The organism is Acinetobacter sp. GRABPA_MV_2 (assembly GCF_056725885.1).
On record NZ_JBWZNA010000021.1, the window covers coordinates 1 to 17,508 of the forward strand.

The following is a 17,508-nucleotide window of genomic DNA, read 5'->3' on the forward strand; positions in this document are numbered from 1 at the left end:
GCGAAAATTAAAAATTAATGACTCGAGCGTTTGCTTTTAAACCACTATACGAATTAAGCCATTGTTTTATATTGATAATTATTTTAATTTTTTATTTTTGGCTTAAATAAGCCAGTATCATGTTCGATAATCCGCATTTAAGTTGTTGTTCTGAGATAAGAAAATTGTCCTGACTTACATATCGCATCATCGTAAAAAGCGTACTATTAATAATTACAAAGGATTTATGCTGTACTTTTCGAAGACCTTTGCCCTATCACTAACATATAAAAATTGGCTTAACGCTTTATCAGAATCAAGGTAAGGCAAAAACCTTAGCGAGTATGCGTCAATAATTTTTAAAACCTAAAAATAAAAATGGAAGCCTGTTAATTAGACTTCCATTTTCAAATATTAAGGAACTTATTGAGCTGATGAACTGTGCATTTCAGCGTGATTCATTTGCTCGTGTGACTCCATCATCTGCTTCTTTTTCTGACTTGGCATGTAGTCAGGTTCATTGTTGATTGCTAGGTAAAATACAATCATAAACAATAAGCTCAAGATAGAGGCCACAATAAGTAACTTCCATCCCCACCAAGATTGTTCAGGTGATAATTTATTAGTCATTTCATTTCTCTCTTTCAATTAATATTTTCAGTTCATTTAATTCGCTAAGCTTCTTAAAACTTCATGCTCATACGAACCCAATAATTTCTTCCGATATTGTTAAACTGCTCTTCACTCGCAAATCCAAAGCCTGCACTACCCGCTTTGTTTAAGTGTTCGGTATAGGTCTTATCTAATACGTTATCGATACCAACAGAGACATCGATATCTTTACGAAGGTTGTAACTTCCGTTTAGAGAAAGAGTCGAAAAACCTTTACTTGGTTTTAAGTCATATCCCACGATATTACCCTGATGTAGACTCACGCGGTTTTGCTCAGCAACCGCTCGCCATAATAATCCTAAATTATATTTATCAGCCACATAGCGAATATTTAGGCGACCTTCTAAAGGTGAAATTTGAGGTAGTGGTTTGTCATCTGTGGTATTTTTACCCCATGCATACATAGCACTCAAATCTGCCTGAATACGGTCAGTGAATTGGTATCCAATACCCGCTTCCGCACCCGCAATGGTTGCATCGACATTCTTGGCACCCGCAGTAATATCATGGCTCATATCATGCCCACCCATTCCAGTACTTGGGTGATGGTGATAACTCATTAAAATGTAGTCATCTACTAAACCTGCATAAGCAGAAGCCCATGTGTTTAAAGCGCCATGTTGTTGCTGAAAGCCCAGATCTAACTGTAGTGTTTTCTCAGGATTCACACCATTAAAAGTATTGGTTGAGCCCGCATTACCATGTTTAGGCGAGAAAAGTTCCCAATAATCAGGCATACGCTCTACATAACCTAAACCAATATAGCTTTTTAGGTCATGCTCAGGATGTTGATTTTCCCAACGAACAAATGCACTCGGTAAAGTCTTTTCAAGTTTAGTATTAAAGCCTTTTGCTTGAGAATCAGCACGCTCATCTTTAACCGTGACTCGATCTAAACGTGCACCTGCAACCATTTTGTTGAAGTCATTCCATTGATAGCCGAGTTCGCCAAAAGCACCATATGATTGAAAACGCATATCTTGGCGATATGGAATATTCATAGAAGGCATTGTTGGCGATGACATGCTACTGCCATGTTTATTAAATTGAGAATCAATGCCTGTGATCAAACTCCATTTGTTCCATTCAGAAGTCATTGCCAAACGTGCGTTTAATGTACGGCGTGTCACTTGCATGGCCATTGCATTTGGCATCAGCATGGTCATACCACCATGATTCATTTCAACTAATGGCGGTGTACGCAAGCTAAAGTTATCCATAATATGGTCGTTATAGCTGTAGTTCACCTGCCCTTCCATTTTCTTAATGACATCAGTGATATTTTTCTTTTCGAAACGTAGCCCTAAGCTTTCACGCGCAAACTGAGAACCATCCATTGAACGTCCAGCATAAAGCGATTCACCATCAGATTTTCCACCAGTGAGTTCGACCCACGTGTTTTCATCTGGAGTAAAGCCCAGCGCTACATCAGCATTCCACTTTTTCCATGCTGACGGCACAGTATTTCCATCACCATCTTGATAACTATTCGACTCTGAACGGTTAGCATTTAAACGGATATATTTCCTTTCATCGCCCGCTGCTGCTTCAACATTATGGTCAATACGTCCATATGAACCTAGTAAAACACTTGCTTGTCCACGATAAGGTTTTTCAGAGGTGAGTTTCTCAGGCTGACGTTCAAAAAGGACTGTTGCAGCAGAACCTGTATTGGCATATTGAACCGTTTGCGGGCCTTTAATAACAGAAATACGATCATAACTTTCTGGTGAAATATAAGAAGTTGGAGCATCCATACGGTTTGGACAAGCACCTAAGTTCTCAGTTCCATCCGTTAGAATTTTGATGCGTGAACCAAACATACCTCGGAATGTCACATCACCATTGGTTCCACCGCTTTGTATGGAGTTAAACCCCATAATACTTTGTAGGTAGTCTGCACCATCTGTAGCAGGCACTGGCTGAATGGGCTGTTTCGGGTCTGCATGTACAATCAGACCATTTGCATCGTTGCCTTGTTGTGCTGTAACAACAATAGGTGCTAATGAGTGAAGCACTTTGGTATCGGCATCATTTTTTTCTGAATCAGCAAAAACTAGACTCGAATGAGAGACAGCAAGCATCGCAACCCATAAAGGTTGTAGTAAAAATTTAGAATGTGGCATTTTTATACGCTCTAAAACATAAATAAAGTGATATCGAAGTCAGTTAAGACCCCAACAAAAAATTGCTTTTATTTATGCAAATAGAGGTGGTGCACGCCCTTGCGGGAGTAAAAAAAGTCGCTGTAGTGCAAAGTAGACATGTCTAAATGCTTGTTGATAAGCGACTAAGCGGACTTGTATGCGGACTAAAACTTCTTTTACGCCAAATTCAGGTGGCAAAACCAGATTGGCATAGACGGTACAATATTGACACTGGTGATTTGCATCATGATGATCATGTTGCTCAGAGGCTTGAGCCTGTTCAACAGGATGTTCATGATGTGAATGCATGGCATGTGACATGGTTTCCATTTGTGCTTTAGGTTTAAGCAAAGCGAGGGTAATAGTTTCACAGACCGGAGCAATTTGATACTGCTTCGGTAATAGCGGCTGTAGAAATACCGCAACCTGTAAAAATACTGCTGCACATGCAAGCAGTAAGCCACTACGAAAAACCAAAAATCACATCCACACTACATTAATGTTTCAAGAATAGAAATTTTTAACGTTTTACTGCAACTTTTTCACGCTCACGTTGACGAACAACTTTTTCGACTTTTTCTCGAGCACGCTGACGTTTAAGTGGCGACAAATAATCCACAAATAATTTGCCATTTAAGTGATCCATTTCATGTTGGATACAAACAGCGAGAAGTCCATCAGCTTCTAACTCAAATGCTTGACCTTCAAGGTTAATTGCCTCAATTTTCACACGTGACGGGCGCTCAACTTTGTCGTATATTTGTGGCACCGATAGGCAGCCTTCTTCGTACTGCTGCTTATCTTCTGTCAGTGGAGTTATTTTGGGGTTAATGAAAACCATAGGGTCATCTTTAGATTCAGACAAATCTATGACGATAAGCTGAATATGACGATCGACCTGAGAAGCTGCTAAACCAATACCCGGTGCCGCATACATGGTTTCAAGCATATCTGCTGCAAGTTGACGAATTTCATCAGTAACTTCTTCAACAGGCTTAGCAATGGTACGAAGACGGGGATCAGGAAAACTTAAAATAGGTAATAAGGCCATACTGACGTCCTCACTTATGCCATTGATTGAAAAACCAAATGAAGGAAATACTTCATCGAAAAATTGTGTGTTAGCCGCCTATTATAACGCATCTGCACGCATAATTTTTAGGAATTATCATAATGAAAAAGGTTTTTAACAGCATGGTTCAATTTCATGCTTTGGGGATAAAAAAGCATTTACTTGCTTTGGCACTTTTTACAGGGGTTGCATTCAGTACTGTAGCAGAGACTTATGCTGCTAGTCCGAACCATAATCCACCCTCTCTTAAAAGTAATGCACCACATGTCTACGTTGTAAAACGAGGAGATACGCTATGGGATATTTCCGGTCATTTTCTGAGTAAACCTTGGCGCTGGCCTGAAATTTGGGCAAACAATCAGCATGTCAAAAATCCGCACTGGATTTATCCAGGTGATCGATTACTGCTGTGTAGTTTAGATGGTCGCCCATTGGTTGGAAAAGATGAAGGAGATGGCTGTGCCGGCATTATTCGCCGTTACACAGGTCAAATGACAAATTTACAACCTCAAGTTCGTGTGGAGTCACTTAACAATAACGTACCTGTTATTCCTCTTGAACATATCAAACAGTGGTTAGAACACAGCACTATTCTACCTATCGATGCAATTCAACATACTCCTTATGTAGTCGGTACTGCCGATCAACGTGTACTGGCGGCAAAAGGTCAGACTATTTATGCGCGTGGACAAGGTTTAATTGATGGTCAACGTTATGCAGTTTATCGTGAAGGTGAACCTTATTATTTCACAGATAATAAAGGCAAAAAGCACAGTCTAGGTATTGAGTTACAACAAGTTGCCTCAGGGATTGCTATCTCTTCTGAAAAAGACATTACCACACTTGAGTTAACTGATAGCTACAATTCTGAAGTACGTCGTGGTGATCGGGTAATGCCAGAAGAAGAAGCAACATTGCCTACTTTATTTTATCCAGTAGATGCCACTCAGGTGACCGATGGCGGCAAAATTATTCGTGTAATGGGATCAATTGGTACTGCTGCCAAAAATAGTGTAGTGACTTTAGATCGAGGTATGGCACAAGGTATTCAAGTAGGACAAGTTTTTGATATTACGCAACAAGGTGAAACCATTCGAGATCCTAAAACCAAAGAACCAATACAGTTACCAGGACAACAAATTGGTAGTCTGATGGTCTTTAGAGCTTTTGATCAGTTGAGTTATGCCTACGTATTAGAAAGCGATTTACCAGTTAAAGTTGGTTCAAGCATTCAGCCACCCCGCTATAATGATTAATGCTGGATGTACCTTTTACAATGCTTACTCAACTTTCTTCACACCATTACCACACGCTTAAAGTGTGGTATTTGGTGCAACACTCTTTAGTCAGCTTTAAAAAGATTGTCGATTATTTTGGTAGCTGTGAAAAGGCGCTCCAACCTGCTGGATTATCTCAATGGCGCAATCTCGGGTTACATGCTAATCATTTAAAACGCGTAGCTGAGTTTCAAACCGCTCAAGGTCTAGCTCAGTTTGAAAAACTAATTCAACAGATCCATCAACATACTGACTTTATTTTAACGAAAGATGACTCAGGCTATCCCACTCAGTTATTACCTTATACAGACCATCCACCTATAATTTTTGGAAAAGGCCAAGCTCAAGCTTTATTGCAACCGCAAATTGCGATTGTCGGCAGTCGAAAACCAAGCCCGCATGGTCGCCAAGTTGCTTATGATTTTGCCTATTATTTAAGTGAAAAAGGTTTTTATGTGAGTAGTGGCTTAGCATATGGCATTGATGAAGCTGCTCACCAAGGAGCATCAGCACATCAACGTACGATTGCTGTGACAGGAACAGGTTTAGACAGTACCTACCCTGCTCAAAATAAAAAACTTGCAGAACATATTTTGGCTCAAAACGGCGCCATCATTACTGAGTTTTTGCCTGGAACACCTCCATTACAACAACATTTCCCACGTAGAAACCGAATTGTCAGCGGTTTGAGTTTAGGCGTGTTAGTGGTAGAAGCTACATTAAAAAGTGGTTCTCTCATCACTGCGAACAAAGCTGCCGAACAAGGTAAAACTGTATTTGCCATTCCTGGTCATATTTACAGTGAGTTTCATCAAGGTTGCCATCAACTTATTCGTGAGGGAGCAATTTTAGTCGATCATCCTGAACAAATTATTGAAGACCTTGCTTTACCCACTCAGTGGCAAAGTCAGCAACAGAACTCCACCGAGGAGGCTGTAGTTTCTAGCACTCCAGAAATTCCTGAGCATTTAATTAACCTTTATCAATCTTTAGACTGGGTCGGACAAAATATTGATCAGCTTGTTTTACATCACTCTCAGCCTGTTGCAGAACTCACCTCTTCACTGATGGAACTAGAACTACTTGGTTTATGTATGCAACAATCAGGATTGTATTTACGTTGTCGTTCTTAGTATTGGAGCGCACAATAGCAATTCTGTCTGATTGAAAGGAAGAGTATTACCATGATTACCACCTCAGTTACCGAAGCAGCCCAATGTTTACAACAAGGTCAAGTTTTGGCATATCCAACTGAGGCAGTTTGGGGGCTAGGTTGCGACCCTTTTAATGAGCAAGCTTTTCAAAAGATTCTTGAACTAAAGCAAAGGCCTATTGAAAAGGGTGTAATTTTATTAGCAGGTCATATTAACCAAGTTGAGCACCTACTAACTTCTCTACCTCAAACAACTCAACAAGAAATTATTGATTGTTGGACTAATCATCAACCTTCAGAAAGAGCAACAACTTGGCTATTACCTGCTGGTGAACATATTCCTTCATGGATTAAAGGTGAGCATCCACTTGTCGCTGTTCGAGTCACTACACATCCTTTATGTGTGGCATTATGCAATGCTTTTCATGGCTTTATTGTCTCGACTAGTGCGAACCCAAGTGGACAAGAACCTGCACACTCACTACAGGATGCCTGCCAATACTTTGGTTCACAATTAAACTATCTGAATGGTGACTTAGGCCAGAGCCAACAACCAAGCCGAATCATTAACGCTCTTACCAGAGAAATTATTCGCGCCTAATTTCAAACAAAAAAAAGCTCAGTTATATAGGGATAACTGAGCATAAAAAAGGATGGGTATATACCACATCCAGAGGGTTTGGATATCTGTGGAACGAAAGGTAATTTACAAAGAAAAGAGCGCCTTTCGTAGTGGCCGCTATTATGTGGTAAGAGGTTGAATGAGAGAAATATATTATTTCTCTAAAAAAAGCATGAAAAGTGTAGGGAATTTACGGTTTTTTGCCTATAAATTAAAATTATATTAATATTTTTACTCGGCTTTTTTAATATTTATATTACAACCTATTTCTATAAACTATTTATAAATCATATAGAAAAACTTTAACTAAGAAAAAATTGGCATATTTTTATGAGTTTTTTTCAAAATATGCCATAGTTTTTTTAGCAACTTTAGTTTTGTTCTTGCATTAATTCGCTCTTTTTAGGACTCACCTTCTTCTGAGCCATAATGATACCAATTAAAATAACAATCCCACCTAACGTATGATAAATGGTCCACTGCTCAGACAACCAGACGCTTGCAATAACTGCTGTAAAGACAGGTACCAAGTTCATAAAAATACTTGTTCTATTAGGACCGAGTTGTTGAACAGCTAACATCCAAACTAACGGCGCAATGAGTGAAGCAAATACACCTGCATAAATAGCACTTGGTGCATTTTGTACATTTAAAGCATCGAGTCCAAACCAAAGAATTAAAGGAATATGAAATATGACAGAAAATCCAATCTGAACATATAAGCTTGTCATAATTGGTAGAGGCAACTGCCATTTTTTAAGAAAGACACCATAAAATGCATAGAAGAATACGGCAATAATCATCAATGCATCACCAAGGTGTCCGCCACCACTTAAAAGCTTATTAATATTTCCTTGGGACATGACATATAACAAACCTGCAAAAGATAGAATACTGCCAAAAACTGCAAAGCGATTAGGCACATCTTTTAAAATGGCAAGCGAAACAAAGATCGTAAAGATGGGAATAAATGCATTCACAATTCCCATATTGGTTGCACTAGTATAATGGGCAGCCGTATAAGCTAAGCCTTGATAAAGCACCATCCCAAATGCACTTAACACAGCAAGCTTAGGTAAATATGGTATTACTAGTCGTCTTTGTCTCCACACAGACATAAACATAAATGGAGTCAAAATAATAAAAGCAATTAACCACCGATAAAAACTAATACTTACCGGAGAGATATAATCCGAGACATAGCGGGTGACTACAATATTTAAAGACCAAATCAATACTGCCCAAATGGGAAAAATAAACGCCCATTTGTGATATTTCATGACCTGACTCATAGTAATACACCATCTACAAAAGAGATTTTATTTTGAAGAATGTCTTAATAAATTAAAATATCGTATTTCCGACATTGATATTGAACTTAAGACATTATCTTTTTTTAGAATAATCTCCAAGCTTTCATGGCATGTTCTACAACTTTATGTAATTGATCAGTACTGGCACCGTCTCTTGCCTGAATGGTAAGACCTTGAATGACAGTGGCATAAAAATCAGTCATATCTTGTAGGGGAGCATTAGATGGCAAATCACCCTGCTCAACACCTTGTTTGAGACGCTCCAATAATTTTTCTTTGGTTTTTATGCGCTTGTCTAATAGGTTCTGCTGCACATCTTGAGTTGCATCAGAACAATTCATGGCAGCAACCACCAACATACAACCAGCTGGTTTATTGGGTTGAACCAGTCGTTTTACGTTGTCATAAAGATATAACTCAAACGCAATTTTTGCAGTTTTTGCTTCTAAAAAGATGGTCTCAATAGGACAGGCTTCATGAGCCAAATAGTAATCAATACTTTTATAAAACAGCCCCGCCTTATCACCAAAGGCACTGTATAGGCTTGGTGCTGTAATTTCCAAAGCTTGCGTTAAATCACTAATAGACGTTGCTTCATAGCCATGCTCCCAAAAGAGCAACATTGCTTTTTGCAGAACCTCTTGTTCATCAAAGCATTTAGGACGTCCGCGCTTTTTTTTCAGCGTATCTTCTGCAACAGCTAAATTCGTTTCATGCCTATTTGTCATAAAGATCACATCTATTTTTATAACAATCGTTATTAAATTAATTGACGTTCGATTTTTTATCAACTATTTTATTTTCATAATGATCGTTAGTTAATTAATAAATTGTCTTTCTTTACTCCAAATTTAGCCAAGTAAGGATTTCCTATGGACCAATCGTCTATCTCTAAAGCGCGACCCACGACCTCCACTCAAGGAAGCTGGTTTGCCATTTTGGCCGTTTCTATCGCAGCATTTGCCTTAGTTACAAGTGAATTTTTACCCGTTGGTGTTTTAAATAGTGTCGCAACAGATTTAAATATTTCTGTAGGTACAGCAGGTCTGATTATTACGGTACCCGGCATTATGGCAGCAATTGCAGCCCCTCTATTGCCTGTATCTGTAAAACAACTTGATCGGCGTTATGTACTTATCTTGCTGACAGCTATTATGGTTATTGCCAATACCATTACCGCATTTGCTGAAAACTTTCATATTTTATTGTTAAGCCGCTTAATTTTAGGTATTTCAATTGGTGGTTTCTGGGCGACCGCCATTGCTCTAAGTGGAAAATTAGCTCCCTCACACCTTCCTATTGCTAAAGCAACTGCGGTCGTGATGGCAGGTGTGACTTTTGCTACAGTTCTAGGTGTACCGATTGGAACTTGGTTAAGCGAGTTTTATGGCTGGCGTAGTGCTTTTGGAATTACAGCAGGCATTGGCTTAGTTGTTTTAATCTTACAATTAATCTTTTTACCTAAACTTGTACCAGACTCGGCAATTCATATGAAAGATTTGCCAGCACTATTACGCACTCCTAAAGCACGTAGTGGCATGTTGATTGTTTTATTGATCGGACTCGCTCATTTTTGTGCCTATAGCTATTTAGCACCTTTCTTTAAAAATGTTGCCGGTTTTAACGGGACAACCATTAGTTCATTATTATTGCTCTATGGAATTGCAGGTATTTTCGGGAATGCTTTTGCCGGATATAGTGGCAACCTAAATGTCCGTTATACATTAGCTTTTGTGGGCACATGCTTTGCAATCGTATTTTTTGGATTTCCTCTTTTTGCCGTTCATGAGTTTGGTGCTATTGTCTTAACCGCGTTATGGGGATTTGCATTTGGCGCTTTCCCTACCTCAGCAAATATCTGGATGTTTGTCCACGCACCACATGCTGTTGAAAAAGGTATGCCGCTTTTTGTAGGTATGTTTCAGGTGATGATTGCGACAGGTTCATTATTAGGGGGATATGTGGTTGATCATTTCAATGAAAATACTTTAATTTATGGTGTATTAAGCTTCGTTGCCCTAGCATTAGTAAGTACATTTACCTTAGCGAAAGGTTTAAATAATCCTAAAGCTACTTGTGAAAATTAAAATATGAGTCAGAGCATATAGATGAACAATGAGGACCAACAATTTTCATTATTAAACAGTATAGAAGTTCATGAATTTCTATACCAAAAAGAAGATATTGTTCGTCCTCATGCATCTCTTTGGGGAGATTTTAATTTCAGTTTAAATGGCATATTAGAAATGGAGATTGAAGAACAGCTATATCTTTCTCCACCTAGCTATGGTCTTTGGATTCCACCTCAAACTGTTCATCAATCTACTCATATTGACCATGAAATTCACTATATCTGTATTCGACTACACCCTCGCCTCTGTTCTATTTTAGGTGATATCTGTAAATGTTTTAGTATTCAACCTTTCTTTCGAACCTTAGTTTTACAAATTCTAGAGCAGCAAAAACAAACTGGACAATCTGAATACTTAGAACATCTTTTACAAGTTCTATTCGATCAACTTAAACAAGCTCCTGCATATTCGCATTATTTACCGCAAACACGACATCCTATTTTATTGCCTATTTTAGAAAAACTTTCAGATCCATTACTTTTTGATCAGTCTTTACAGCAGTTGCTACAAAACTTTTCGGTCAGTGATCGTCACTTATTACGTTTGAGTCAACAAGAGCTTCAGCTTTCGTTGTCCGAATGGAGAAATCGGGCCAAAATTGTTTATGCCATTCATCAGATTCGCCAAGGGACGCCTATCAAGCGTTTAGCATACGATTTAGGTTATCAACATAGCTCAAGTTTTATTGAGTTTTTTAAACGTTACACTGGGCAAACACCTATCCAAATCAGAAATAACTAGAATTCAGTTTATCTTTAAAAACTTTTCCTTTTTTGAACACGAATATTATTGCGCTGCCCCTCAATAGCAGTTAAAACAAATGCGTTACTTGATATCAATTACAATCTTTAGGAAAGACTCATGACACAATCTGTATATCACATCCCAGTAAAAGCCATTTCAGGCGAAACGGTTGACCTCGAACAATACAAAGGGAAAGTTTTACTTATCGTAAATACTGCTTCTAAATGCGGTTTAACTCCACAATACGAAGGCTTAGAAAAACTTTATCAAGCAAAAAAAGACCAAGGTCTTGAAATTTTAGGTTTCCCAGCAAACAACTTTAAAGAACAAGAACCAGGTTCTGATGAAGAAATTCAACAGTTCTGTTCATTAAATTATGATGTTCATTTCCCTTTATTTTCTAAGGTTTCTGTAGTCGGCGAAGATAAGCATCCACTTTACCAAGCTTTGACAACGGCTCAACCAGAACGCACTGGTGAAGGTCCCTTCCGTGAGCGTTTAGAAGGCTTAGGTATTCCGACCAACCCTGCTCCAGAAGTTTTATGGAACTTCGAAAAGTTTTTAATTAATAAAAATGGTGAAGTCGTAGCTCGCTTTGCTCCGAACCTAACAGCAGACGATGAACAGATCGTTAAAGCAGTTGAAGCAGAGTTAGCAAAATAATATTTTAAAATGTGAGAAAGGGCGTTTTATACGCTCTTTTTTATCCTCTCCTCGAAATGTTGTTCGTTTGCAACAATACAATTTTTCTTCATATTTTATGCCTATAGTATCTATTTGCTTTATTTGATGTTGTTTTTAGTTATGAAAAAAGTTTTACAAGGTGCATTTCTTCCTTTTGTAATTTTTGCCTCAGGCATGCTTTTACTCGGGTGCGATCAGGCACAAGACAATGCTACCGAACAAGAAAAGACTGAAATAGCTGAACAGGCATCTAACCAAAACATTGAACAACAAGAGTCAGATATTGCCCCCAACAAAACCGAACTTAAAAGTGGCAATATTTTTTATATGGTCCGCGATGCTGCTAATTTACAGCTTAAAGCTGGCGACTACGTTGAACAACTTAAAGATACTCAGCTTGATGTTGAACAAGCCATCCAAGATAAAAATCAGAATGAACTAAAAACTACTGTCACCACTTTAAAACAGCAACTAGAAGGTTTAAATCAAGCACTTCTGACTTTAGATATCAAAAGTCAGGAAATTGAGAATATTCGCCAAAGTTTATTACATGCCAATCAACAAGCTCTTAGCATGCCATTACTCAATGGGAAATTAGATCAAATCAATTTTGACCAAATTGAAAAACAGCTTAATACCATTCAAATGGATATGGTGAAGCTTGCTGCCATGATTATGGCAGGAGATGAAAAGTCAGATTCAAAAACTGAATCTTAAAAATTAACTCATAAAAAAAAGCCACCTTACGGTGGCTTTTCCAATCTCAAACCGGCAATTATAGTGCGCGGTTTTTCATCTTACGGATAGTTTCAAGCTGACCTGAAATCTCTGATAGAGATGCCAATGCAGCTGCTGAGTCCAAATCACTCTTTTGGTTCGCAAGCAATTGTTCAGCATTTTTACGTGCTTCCAAAATTGCAGCTTCATCCAAATTGTCAGCACGGATTGCAGTATCTGCAAGAACCGTTACAACATGAGGTTGAACTTCTAAAACACCGCCAGATACATAGACGATTTCTTCTGTACCATTTTCCAACTGAACACGAATCGGGCCCGGTTGAAGCAAAGTTACAAGTGGAGCATGTCCTGGCAAAATACCAAGCTCACCACCAGCACCTTTCGCGATTAACATCGTTACTGCGCCAGAGTAAATAGACTCTTTAACACTTACGACATCACATTGCATAGTCGCCATGAGATGATCTCCTTAAATTAGAGTTTCTCAGCTTTAGCAATCACTTCGTCAATACCACCAACCATATAGAACGCTTGTTCTGGGATGTGATCGTATTCACCAGCTAATAGACCTTTAAAGCCACGAATAGTTTCTTTAAGCGGTACTAATTTACCAGGAGCACCAGTAAACACTTCAGCTACGTGGAATGGTTGAGAGAAGAAACGTTGGATTTTACGCGCACGGTAAACAACCAATTTGTCTTCTTCAGCTAACTCATCCATACCCAAGATTGCGATGATGTCTTTAAGCTCTTTATAACGTTGCAATACGTTTTGTACTGCACGCGCAATTTCATAGTGCTCTTGACCAACAACTAATGGGTCTAACTGACGTGAAGTTGAGTCAAGTGGATCGATCGCTGGATAGATACCAGAAGATGCGATGTCACGACTCAATACTACTGTTGCATCTAAGTGAGCAAATGTAGTTGCAGGAGATGGATCTGTTAAGTCATCGGCAGGTACATATACTGCTTGGATCGATGTGATCGAACCAGACTTAGTAGATGTAATACGCTCTTGAAGAACACCCATTTCTTCTGCAAGTGTAGGTTGGTAACCTACTGCAGATGGCATACGACCTAACAATGCTGATACTTCAGTACCCGCAAGTGTATAACGGTAGATGTTGTCGACGAATAATAATACGTCACGACCTTTACCATTTTCGTCTTTTTGATCACGGAAGTATTCAGCCATAGTCAAACCAGTTAACGCTACGCGTAAACGGTTACCTGGTGGCTCGTTCATCTGACCGTAGACCATTGCTACTTTGTCAAGAACGTTAGAATCTTTCATTTCGTGATAGAAGTCGTTACCTTCACGAGTACGTTCACCAACACCAGCAAACACAGATAAACCTGAGTGAGCTTTAGCGATGTTGTTGATCAACTCCATCATGTTAACGGTTTTACCAACACCAGCACCACCGAATAAACCAACTTTACCACCTTTTGCAAACGGGCAAAGTAAGTCAATTACTTTAATACCAGTTTCTAGAAGGTCTGTAGAAGCTGCTTGTTCAGCATAAGAAGGTGCCTGACGGTGAATCGGCAAACGCTCTTCAGTCGCTACAGGACCTGCTTCATCAATTGGGCGACCCAAAACGTCCATGATACGACCAAGCGTAGCTGGACCTACTGGAACAGAAATCGGTGCATTTGTGCTAGTTACATTAAGGCCACGTTTAAGACCTTCTGTAGAACCCATTGCGATGGTACGAACAACACCATCGCCAAGCTGTTGCTGAACTTCTAATGTAGTTTCAGTACCGTCAACTTGGAGAGCGTCATAGATCTTAGGAACGCTATTGCGCTCAAACTCGACGTCGATAACCGCGCCGATGATCTGAATGATACGACCGCTACTCATTGCTGTCTCCTCAATTCAAACTTAATAATGTTAAACGGCAGCGGCACCGCCAACGATCTCGGAAATTTCCTGAGTAATCGCGGCTTGACGCAGCTTGTTGTAAATGAGTTGTAGGTCTTTAATCAATTGTCCTGCGTTGTCTGTCGCTGCTTTCATCGCGACCATACGAGCTGACTGCTCACATGCAACGTTTTCAATCACACCTTGATAAACCATAGACTCGATATAGCGAACCAACAAACCATTTAACAATTCTTCTGCTTCTGGTTCGTAGATATAGTCCCAACCATAAGTACGGTTGAGATCATCGCCTTCTTCTGCCGGTGCTAAAGGAACAAGTTGTTCTACTTTAGGCTGCTGAGTCATTGCATTAACGAAGCCATTTGATACGAGATAGATACGATCTAATTCGCCTTTATCAAATGCATCAAGCATAACTTGGACTGAGCCAGTTAACTGTTCCAAACTCGGCGCATCGCCAAGTTGGGTAGTTGCACCGAGCACTTTACCGCCGTAATTCTTAAAAAACGAAACCGCTTTTTGACCAATTAAAGCAAATTCAACTTCAATTGACTGCTGTTGTTGTGCTTTGACATGCTGCACAACTTTCTTGAACAAGTTAATGTTCAAGCCACCTGCCAAACCACGATCTGAAGACACTACGATATAGCCAACACGCTTAACTGGGCGGTCAACCATATAACGGTGTTTGTATTCAGGGTTTGCTTGTACCAAGTGAGCAATTACACGGCGCATATTATCGGCATACGGACGGCCCTGAGCCATGCGCTCTTGCGCACGACGCATTTTAGAAGCAGCTACCATTTGCATCGCGCGAGTAATCTTTTGCGTGCTCTTGATACTAGCTACTTTGGCGCGAATTTCTTTTAAATTTGCCATACGCTTAACCTAGTATTCGAAAGCTCTTTCGAGCTTCCGAAGGTTGATCCGTGAACCAAACTTAACTAAAACTAAACTTAGTAAGTTTGAGTCGCTTTAAAGCTTTCAATACCTGCTTTGATTGCTGCTTCGATGTCTTTGTTGTAATCACCAGTTTCATCGATTTGTTTCATCAACGGAGCATATTCTGAGCGGAAGTAAGAAATTAACGCAGCATCAAAGTCTACGATTTTCTTAACTTCTACGTCAGCCATGTAGCCTTCGTTAGATGCATAAACAGAAACAGCTTGGTCAGCAATTGAGTAAGGAGCATATTGTTTTTGCTTCATTAACTCAGTTACACGTTGACCATGTTCAAGTTGCTTACGAGTTGCTTCGTCAAGGTCAGAAGCGAACTGAGCAAACGCAGCCAATTCACGGTATTGTGCTAAAGCGGTACGGATACCACCAGACAATTTTTTGATGATCTTAGTTTGAGCAGAACCACCAACACGAGATACAGAGATACCCGCGTTCACAGCAGGACGAATACCTGCGTTGAATAATGATGTTTCTAAGAAGATCTGACCGTCAGTAATCGAAATTACGTTCGTTGGTACGAATGCAGATACGTCACCTGCTTGAGTTTCAATAATTGGCAATGCAGTTAAAGAACCAGTTTGACCAGTTACTGCGCCATTAGTGAATTTCTCAACGTAGTCAGCAGATACACGAGAAGCACGTTCAAGAAGACGTGAGTGAAGATAGAATACGTCACCTGGATACGCTTCACGACCTGGTGGACGACGTAAAAGTAATGAAATTTGACGGTAAGCAACAGCTTGCTTAGACAAATCATCATAAATAATAAGAGCGTCTTCACCGCGGTCACGGAAGTATTCACCCATTGTACAGCCAGAGTACGGAGCTAAGTACTGCATAGCAGCAGGATCAGCAGCCGCAGCAGCGACAACAGTTGTATACGCCATAGCGCCAGTTTCTTCTAGCTTACGTACAACGTTTGCAATTGTTGATTGCTTTTGACCAATCGCAACGTATACACATTTAATGCCAGAGTTTTTCTGAGCGATAATCGCATCGATCGCCATCGCTGTTTTACCAGTTTGACGGTCACCGATGATCAACTCACGTTGGCCACGGCCAACAGGAATCATTGTATCAACTGATTTATAACCAGTTTGAACAGGCTCATCTACAGATTGACGCCAAATTACGCCTGGTGCTACTTTTTCAACAGCATCAGTTAATTTCGCATCAATTGGGCCTTTACCATCAATTGGGTTACCCAAAGCGTCGACAACACGGCCAAGAAGTTCAGGACCAACTGGAACTTCTAATACACGACCTGTACAACGAGCTTTTTGACCTTCTTGAAGGCTTAGGTAGTTACCTAAAACAACGGCACCCACTGAATCCTGTTCTAGGTTCAGTGCCATACCAAATAAGCCGCCGTCGAATTCGATCATTTCACCGTACATTGCATCAGCAAGACCGTGAATGCGCACGATACCGTCGGATACCATAACAATGGTACCTTCGTTTTTAGCGGTCGCGCTGGTGTCCAGATCTCCGATACGCTGTTTAATGAGCGCACTGATCTCGGATGGATTCAGTTGTTGCATTGCGCTATTCCTCAATCTTTTATTAGTTCAGTCTTCATCATTTGCATTATGCAAGAAGACGAGTACGCATTTTTTCAAGCTTGTTAAGCGCAGAATCATCTATCACTTGATCGCCTGCACGAATTACAACACCTGCAATAAGCTCAGGTTTAACTTCAACTGAAACAGTTACTGTACTGTTAAAACGCTTTTCTAAAGCAGATTTCAACAGTTGCTCTTGTTCAGCAGTTAACGGGAAAGCCGATTCAATCACGACATCCACATTGTTGTTATTCTGTGATTTAAGCTGTTCATATTCTGCTTCAATTTCAGGTAACAGCATTAAACGATCGTTATCTGCAAGAAGTGTCAAAAAGTTAGACACTGCTTGAGATTGATCTTCACCTAAAACTTTAGCAAAAAGCTTCACTTGCTCCGCAGGAGTAAGTTCAGGGCGATTTAAATAAGCGGAAAATGCTTCGTCTTGCACCGCAGCACTGAGCACTTGTAACGCATTCGACCAATTGTCTGTTGCACCTTGCTCAGAAGCATAAGAAAATGCTGCTTTGGCATACGGACGTGCCAACGTCAAGAGTTCAGCCATA

Annotated in this window: 18 protein-coding genes and 1 pseudogene; 7 read left to right on the forward strand and 12 right to left on the reverse strand. The window is 39.8% G+C overall.

Annotated features, from left to right (window positions below):
- Positions 1-91 precede the first annotated feature (91 nt).
- The 5 genes and pseudogenes from ACXM0J_RS15665 to def form a co-directional block, all read right to left on the reverse strand.
- A pseudogene (locus ACXM0J_RS15665) lies at positions 92-238 on the reverse strand (TetR/AcrR family transcriptional regulator); the annotation flags it as partial.
- Between the two features lie 164 nt (positions 239-402).
- Entirely contained in the window at positions 403-609 is a 207-nt protein-coding gene (locus tag ACXM0J_RS15670; RefSeq protein WP_017387367.1) for a hypothetical protein, read from the reverse strand.
- Between the two features lie 53 nt (positions 610-662).
- Complete coding sequence (locus ACXM0J_RS15675) at positions 663-2,777, reverse strand: TonB-dependent copper receptor (protein WP_086266216.1); 2,115 nt, start codon at positions 2,775-2,777, stop codon at positions 663-665.
- 72 nt (positions 2,778-2,849) lie between these two features.
- The gene (locus ACXM0J_RS15680) at positions 2,850-3,275 is read right to left on the reverse strand and encodes a DUF2946 family protein (RefSeq protein ID WP_005804747.1); all 426 of its coding nucleotides are present in this window, start codon (positions 3,273-3,275) and stop codon (positions 2,850-2,852) included.
- A gap of 43 nt (positions 3,276-3,318) precedes the next feature.
- Positions 3,319-3,849 (reverse strand): peptide deformylase, encoded by a 531-nt coding sequence (def, locus tag ACXM0J_RS15685; protein ID WP_002114101.1) that lies wholly within the window; start codon positions 3,847-3,849, stop codon positions 3,319-3,321.
- A 122-nt stretch (positions 3,850-3,971) separates the two neighbouring features.
- On the opposite strand from def, the gene ACXM0J_RS15690 reads away from it, so the two are divergent.
- Genes ACXM0J_RS15690 through tsaC form a run of 3 tightly spaced genes read left to right on the forward strand, consistent with a single transcriptional unit; the run spans position 3,972 to position 6,901 of the window.
- A complete protein-coding gene (locus ACXM0J_RS15690; RefSeq protein WP_086266217.1) occupies positions 3,972-5,126 on the forward strand; it encodes a LysM peptidoglycan-binding domain-containing protein in 1,155 nt (384 codons plus the stop codon).
- 20 nt (positions 5,127-5,146) lie between these two features.
- Positions 5,147-6,280 (forward strand): DNA-processing protein DprA, encoded by a 1,134-nt coding sequence (gene dprA, locus ACXM0J_RS15695; RefSeq protein WP_032063701.1) that lies wholly within the window; start codon positions 5,147-5,149, stop codon positions 6,278-6,280.
- A gap of 51 nt (positions 6,281-6,331) precedes the next feature.
- Positions 6,332-6,901 carry an L-threonylcarbamoyladenylate synthase type 1 TsaC gene (gene tsaC, locus ACXM0J_RS15700; protein ID WP_005804750.1) on the forward strand — a complete coding sequence of 190 codons (570 nt, stop codon included), beginning with the start codon at positions 6,332-6,334 and terminating at the stop codon, positions 6,899-6,901.
- 392 nt (positions 6,902-7,293) lie between these two features.
- On the opposite strand, the gene ACXM0J_RS15705 is transcribed toward tsaC, so the two are convergent.
- Both ACXM0J_RS15705 and ACXM0J_RS15710 read right to left on the reverse strand, forming a co-directional pair.
- Positions 7,294-8,214: a DMT family transporter gene (locus ACXM0J_RS15705; RefSeq protein WP_086266218.1), complete on the reverse strand. Its 921-nt coding sequence runs from the start codon at positions 8,212-8,214 to the stop codon at positions 7,294-7,296.
- A gap of 104 nt (positions 8,215-8,318) precedes the next feature.
- Complete coding sequence (locus ACXM0J_RS15710; protein ID WP_086266219.1) at positions 8,319-8,972, reverse strand: TetR/AcrR family transcriptional regulator; 654 nt, start codon at positions 8,970-8,972, stop codon at positions 8,319-8,321.
- Between the two features lie 135 nt (positions 8,973-9,107).
- Between ACXM0J_RS15710 and ACXM0J_RS15715 the strand changes: the two genes are divergently transcribed.
- The 4 genes from ACXM0J_RS15715 (at position 9,108) to ACXM0J_RS15730 (ending at position 12,512) form a co-directional block, all read left to right on the forward strand.
- Positions 9,108-10,322, forward strand: a complete 1,215-nt coding sequence (locus tag ACXM0J_RS15715; RefSeq protein WP_086266220.1) for an MFS transporter — start codon at positions 9,108-9,110, stop codon at positions 10,320-10,322.
- A gap of 21 nt (positions 10,323-10,343) precedes the next feature.
- Positions 10,344-11,108 carry an AraC family transcriptional regulator gene (locus ACXM0J_RS15720; RefSeq protein ID WP_086266221.1) on the forward strand — a complete coding sequence of 255 codons (765 nt, stop codon included), beginning with the start codon at positions 10,344-10,346 and terminating at the stop codon, positions 11,106-11,108.
- A gap of 120 nt (positions 11,109-11,228) precedes the next feature.
- On the forward strand, positions 11,229-11,774 hold the full coding sequence (locus tag ACXM0J_RS15725) for a glutathione peroxidase (protein ID WP_016144051.1): 546 nt from the start codon (positions 11,229-11,231) through the stop codon (positions 11,772-11,774).
- 141 nt (positions 11,775-11,915) lie between these two features.
- Positions 11,916-12,512 (forward strand): hypothetical protein, encoded by a 597-nt coding sequence (locus ACXM0J_RS15730; RefSeq protein ID WP_086266263.1) that lies wholly within the window; start codon positions 11,916-11,918, stop codon positions 12,510-12,512.
- A gap of 58 nt (positions 12,513-12,570) precedes the next feature.
- Here ACXM0J_RS15730 and ACXM0J_RS15735 read toward each other — a convergent pair whose 3' ends face one another.
- From ACXM0J_RS15735 to ACXM0J_RS15755, 5 genes are all read right to left on the reverse strand, one after another.
- Positions 12,571-12,990, reverse strand: a complete 420-nt coding sequence (locus tag ACXM0J_RS15735) for a F0F1 ATP synthase subunit epsilon (RefSeq protein ID WP_003655525.1) — start codon at positions 12,988-12,990, stop codon at positions 12,571-12,573.
- Positions 12,991-13,007: 17 nt separating this feature from the next.
- Positions 13,008-14,402, reverse strand: a complete 1,395-nt coding sequence (atpD, locus tag ACXM0J_RS15740; protein ID WP_002114045.1) for a F0F1 ATP synthase subunit beta — start codon at positions 14,400-14,402, stop codon at positions 13,008-13,010.
- Between the two features lie 30 nt (positions 14,403-14,432).
- Positions 14,433-15,302 (reverse strand): F0F1 ATP synthase subunit gamma, encoded by an 870-nt coding sequence (gene atpG, locus ACXM0J_RS15745; protein ID WP_002114131.1) that lies wholly within the window; start codon positions 15,300-15,302, stop codon positions 14,433-14,435.
- A 77-nt stretch (positions 15,303-15,379) separates the two neighbouring features.
- Positions 15,380-16,924: a F0F1 ATP synthase subunit alpha gene (atpA, locus tag ACXM0J_RS15750; RefSeq protein ID WP_002114049.1), complete on the reverse strand. Its 1,545-nt coding sequence runs from the start codon at positions 16,922-16,924 to the stop codon at positions 15,380-15,382.
- A 46-nt stretch (positions 16,925-16,970) separates the two neighbouring features.
- Positions 16,971-17,507 carry a F0F1 ATP synthase subunit delta gene (locus ACXM0J_RS15755; RefSeq protein WP_086266222.1) on the reverse strand — a complete coding sequence of 179 codons (537 nt, stop codon included), beginning with the start codon at positions 17,505-17,507 and terminating at the stop codon, positions 16,971-16,973.
- Position 17,508: the final 1 nt, after the last annotated feature.

Coding starts and splice junctions, on each gene's coding strand:
- atpD (WP_002114045.1), bottom strand. CDS start 14,402: ATGAGTAGCGGTCGTATCATTCAGATCATCGGCGCGGTTATCGACGTC.
- ACXM0J_RS15705 (WP_086266218.1), bottom strand. CDS start 8,214: ATGAGTCAGGTCATGAAATATCACAAATGGGCGTTTATTTTTCCCATT.
- def (WP_002114101.1), bottom strand. CDS start 3,849: ATGGCCTTATTACCTATTTTAAGTTTTCCTGATCCCCGTCTTCGTACC.
- ACXM0J_RS15720 (WP_086266221.1), top strand. CDS start 10,344: ATGAACAATGAGGACCAACAATTTTCATTATTAAACAGTATAGAAGTT.
- ACXM0J_RS15735 (WP_003655525.1), bottom strand. CDS start 12,990: ATGGCGACTATGCAATGTGATGTCGTAAGTGTTAAAGAGTCTATTTAC.
- dprA (WP_032063701.1), top strand. CDS start 5,147: ATGCTTACTCAACTTTCTTCACACCATTACCACACGCTTAAAGTGTGG.
- atpA (WP_002114049.1), bottom strand. CDS start 16,924: ATGCAACAACTGAATCCATCCGAGATCAGTGCGCTCATTAAACAGCGT.
- ACXM0J_RS15755 (WP_086266222.1), bottom strand. CDS start 17,507: ATGGCTGAACTCTTGACGTTGGCACGTCCGTATGCCAAAGCAGCATTT.
- ACXM0J_RS15675 (WP_086266216.1), bottom strand. CDS start 2,777: ATGCCACATTCTAAATTTTTACTACAACCTTTATGGGTTGCGATGCTT.
- ACXM0J_RS15690 (WP_086266217.1), top strand. CDS start 3,972: ATGAAAAAGGTTTTTAACAGCATGGTTCAATTTCATGCTTTGGGGATA.
- tsaC (WP_005804750.1), top strand. CDS start 6,332: ATGATTACCACCTCAGTTACCGAAGCAGCCCAATGTTTACAACAAGGT.
- atpG (WP_002114131.1), bottom strand. CDS start 15,302: ATGGCAAATTTAAAAGAAATTCGCGCCAAAGTAGCTAGTATCAAGAGC.
- ACXM0J_RS15670 (WP_017387367.1), bottom strand. CDS start 609: ATGACTAATAAATTATCACCTGAACAATCTTGGTGGGGATGGAAGTTA.
- ACXM0J_RS15725 (WP_016144051.1), top strand. CDS start 11,229: ATGACACAATCTGTATATCACATCCCAGTAAAAGCCATTTCAGGCGAA.
- ACXM0J_RS15730 (WP_086266263.1), top strand. CDS start 11,916: ATGAAAAAAGTTTTACAAGGTGCATTTCTTCCTTTTGTAATTTTTGCC.
- ACXM0J_RS15715 (WP_086266220.1), top strand. CDS start 9,108: ATGGACCAATCGTCTATCTCTAAAGCGCGACCCACGACCTCCACTCAA.